At 46.1% G+C, this 3,921-nt stretch carries 3 protein-coding genes; 1 reads left to right on the top strand and 2 read right to left on the bottom strand.

Going from position 1 to position 3,921, the window contains the following annotated elements; all coding sequences use genetic code 11:
* Positions 1–278 precede the first annotated feature (278 nt).
* Complete coding sequence (greA, locus tag AQR02_RS30330; protein WP_020425624.1) at positions 279–758, bottom strand: transcription elongation factor GreA; 480 nt, start codon at positions 756–758, stop codon at positions 279–281.
* Between the two features lie 298 nt (positions 759–1,056).
* On the opposite strand from greA, the gene AQR02_RS30335 reads away from it, so the two are divergent.
* Positions 1,057–2,748, top strand: coding sequence for a hypothetical protein (locus AQR02_RS30335; RefSeq protein ID WP_054944002.1), 1,692 nt, complete (start codon positions 1,057–1,059; stop codon positions 2,746–2,748).
* A gap of 71 nt (positions 2,749–2,819) precedes the next feature.
* Here AQR02_RS30335 and dusB read toward each other — a convergent pair whose 3' ends face one another.
* Positions 2,820–3,836: a tRNA dihydrouridine synthase DusB gene (gene dusB, locus AQR02_RS30340; protein WP_054944003.1), complete on the bottom strand. Its 1,017-nt coding sequence runs from the start codon at positions 3,834–3,836 to the stop codon at positions 2,820–2,822.
* Between the last annotated feature and the right edge of the window lie 85 nt (positions 3,837–3,921).

Raw genomic sequence — 3,921 nt, forward strand, 5'->3', positions numbered from 1 at the left:
AGTGCACGCAGCTCGTCCAATTTCGCACGGCGGATTTGCAGCAGCTCGCTAAGCTCTTTTTCCGTGCTCTCCACGGTATTCAATTCCTCGGTCATGTTCGTTCATCCTCTCTAAAACCATCATGTCATATACATAAGAAGAAACGGCTCCCCGCGGGCATTGAGCGAGGGCAGTCCGTTTCAGTACAAAATATAAGCTATATATGTTCACCCATATTTTTCGCTTGTTATACTTTGAAAAAAGCTTCCCTAAGGAAGCTTTCGGGGTACAACTGTAAGTTACTTCATTCTAATATCGAGAATTTTATATTGAATGACGCCTGCAGGAACACTAACATCGACGATTGTGCCGACTTTTTTGCCGATAATGGCTCTGCCTACCGGGCTTTCGTTGGAGATTTTATTATTTAACGGGTCGGATTCAGCTGTGCCGACGATGGTATACTCCATCACGTCGCCATATTCCAAATCTTCAACGCTAACCGTAACCCCGATGCTTACCACATCAGTAACAATCTCATCGCTGTTGATGATCCGGGCGTTGCGGAGCATTTTTTCCAGAGTAATAATACGGCCTTCGATAAAAGCCTGTTCGTTCTTCGCGTCTTCATACTCCGAGTTCTCGCTGATATCCCCGTAGCCGATTGCTACCTTAATCCGCTCGGCCACTTCGCGGCGTTTCACGGATTTGAGGGTCTCCAGTTCTTCTTCCAGACGCTTAAGTCCGTCCGGCGTAAGGATGACTTCTTTATCGCTCATCTCAACCGATTCTCCTGTCGTATACATTTATTGAAAACACCATACTATATGCGAATCCGGAGGGATAAGAACCCTCCCTGCTGCATTAACGCTTGCTGTAACGGCGATTTTATACTGTGAAATTATATTGGAACCGCTACTAAATGTCAATGACGCACGAGGAAACACCGCATATTCGATTATTCCCTCTGTTGAAGTGTTTGGAATACTGTGTTTTTCAACATTTGTCATGGAAGTATTTATCCTCAATCGCTAATATTTAATAAGCAAATAGATGATAAGGGGGAGATAAATCATTATGTGGAAAAAGATTGCCTTGGTTATACTATTCTTTGCCGCGTTCATTTTAAAACAGATACCGGTTGCCGATGGCGCAAGTGCGGAAGACCGCCGGGTCAGCATCTCTCTTGATTTTAAAGGGGATATAGAGAGGAACCGTTACATTCCGACTGTTCTGGTAGATACCATTATGTACTCAACAGGTGAGAGGAAGCAAGAGGAGTACATTTTTGAAGAGCAGGCCTTTGCTCCTCCGCAGGGTTTTCAAATCGATGGATGGGGTAACGCACAGCAGATTGATCAGAACGGGAAAAACAAACGTTATTTCAGGATGCAATTGGAGGGCCAGATCGTACGCACCACAACAGGTATCAAATATTATTCAGTATACACTCAAAAAGAGTATAGCGATAAGGTCATTGATGAGTGGAGCAGCTACGATGATGACATCAACGAAACCAGCCAGTTATACGCATTTGATTATACGACCAAGGAACTAAAAGTGCTGGGGGAGACTAAGGCGCATCAGACGCTGCCAACCATCACTTACTCCTATTTAACGGATATTAAAACCAAAGAAAAATTTAAATCAATGGATTATTGGGAATACATTACTACAGGTACACAAATGGGCGGATTATATGCAGCATCAGATTTATATGGAGTTAATGATTATGCCGCAAAGACGACTAAGCTCTTCTCTTTATCCAACAATACATACATCACCACAGTCCCCGTTTCCACAACCGACTGGGTAATTAACACTCAGGATATGTCCAACAACTTCCGGCCTACACAAGGAATATCGTTCAGTGGAAATTTCGATTTTGTTATCAGAAAAAACGGAAAAACCTACGCTATCACAGCGGAGCATACAATTAAAGAAATTAAAGAAACGAAGCTGAACTGGAAACAATACCAGTGGCGTCTGATTATCAACAATCATGTATTCGGGAAAAGATGGATAGACGGATGGCATTATATTATTAATACCGACAACAATAAGGTAACTAAAATCTCAGAGCGGAACACTTTTGTCCGTGAAATCGCCATCTCGCCGGATCACCGGTACTTAGCTACAGTCGAAGCCGCCTATGACTCTTCAAAATCCAGCGATCCGTATAATGACGAACAGGTCCGTATCTATGATATCAATAAGCAAAAAGTGATTCGGATCGTCAAACTTCCTTACCGTGATGTTTACGCAGACCAAGTGTTTTGGCAATCCAATACGGTGTTGCAGTACCGGCCGTTTGCCTCCAGCAATTCGGTTTCGTACATTCGCAACGTAAATATTGACGTTCTATCCGGCATTGTCACCAAGGATCAGTTCAGAAGCGAAGAAGAAAAGAAGAACTACGTTCTTGTAATATCGGATCCGGGCAAGTACTTCAGCTTAGTAGAGCCGCTGCAGATTATGTACAAGGGCAAAGCCGTGGTATATAGCGGTCAGTCCTCTTTTGAAGGCGCAAATGGCCTGGTCTATTGTTCAGTCAAGGATCTGGCCAAAGCACTGGGAGCGGGAATCTCCTTCGGAGGCGGGAAGCTAACCCTCACACTTGGGGGCAAAACAGCGACCGTAGACCTCCGTTCAGAGGATACGATCATGGATAACGGAGCCGCCTACGCACCGATTAAACCGATCATCACCAAGCTGGGACTTCAGTACAAGAGAGAAAATTACTACACACCATTAGTGACGATTGAGTAATCTATCCATAACCATTCTTTTAAAATAAAGGGATGAAGCGGAAGTCCGCGTTCATCCCTTTATTTTATATATTAGACCGCAGAAAGCGAAGGGCTGACACCTTCCTGTTCCTCTTCATCTCTAAGCTGTACGACAAAATCATTCAAAATCCGCACCATTCCGTCGCGTCTTGTTTCTTCCATAATGACATCCTTCACTCGGGCGGCAGCTTTCAGACCTTTCAAATACCAGGCCATATGCTTGCGCATTTCACGAACGGCCACCGCTTCCCCCTTAAGGGCTACCAACCGGTCCATGTGAAGAATCGCCACTTTAATTTTCTCTTCGACTTCAGGCTCAGGCATCAGTTCGCCAGTATTCAAATATTGCACCGTACGGTACAGCATCCACGGATTGCCCAGAGCGCCGCGGCCGATCATGACTCCGTCACAGCCGGTCCGATCAAGCATTGCCCGCGCATCCTCAGGTGTATTCACGTCCCCGTTACCGATAACAGGAATTGAAACAGCCTCTTTAGCCATTTTGATATACTTCCAGTCTGCATGTCCGGTGTACAGCTGCTCGCGGGTACGGCCGTGCACACTGACCGCCTGACCGCCGGCCCGTTCTACAGCACGCGCATTCTCTTCTACAAAGATGTGCTCACTGTCCCAGCCGATACGCATTTTTACGGTGACAGGCTTATCCACGGCTTCCACGACAGCCGACACCATCTCGTAAATTTTGTCAGGATTCAACAGCCAGCGGGCGCCGGCATCACATTTGGTCACTTTAGGGACAGGACAGCCCATATTAATGTCGATAATATCGGCATTGGTCTCTTTATCCACCACTCTTGCGGCCCCAACCAGCGATTCACGGTCGCCTCCAAAAATCTGCAGGCTCAGCGGTTTCTCCCGCTCATCCACAAACAGCATTTCGCGTGTACGCTTGTTGCCGTGCAGGATTGCCTTGTCACTGACCATTTCCGCGCAGACCAGACCTGTGCCAAACTCTTTCGCGATCAGACGAAAAGCAGGATTGCATACGCCGGCCATAGGCGCCAAAACCACCTGGTTCTTCATTTCAATACCGCCAATTTTCAGCATGTTCTTTCACTTCCTTTACTTTGGGTTTATATAAAAGCTCCGTCTCACGGGGAGGGATTAGCCAGCTCTTCGGCTGAAATGCCGA

It is taken from the genome of Paenibacillus ihuae, from assembly GCF_001368795.1.
GTDB classification, from domain to species: Bacteria; Bacillota; Bacilli; order Paenibacillales; family Paenibacillaceae; genus Paenibacillus_AQ; species Paenibacillus_AQ ihuae.

Bases quoted from the DNA above. Each gene is read 5' to 3' on its own strand.
- dusB (WP_054944003.1), bottom strand. From the start codon at position 3,836: ATGCTGAAAATTGGCGGTATTGAAATGAAGAACCAGGTGGTTTTGGCG.
- greA (WP_020425624.1), bottom strand. From the start codon at position 758: ATGAGCGATAAAGAAGTCATCCTTACGCCGGACGGACTTAAGCGTCTG.
- AQR02_RS30335 (WP_054944002.1), top strand. From the start codon at position 1,057: ATGTGGAAAAAGATTGCCTTGGTTATACTATTCTTTGCCGCGTTCATT.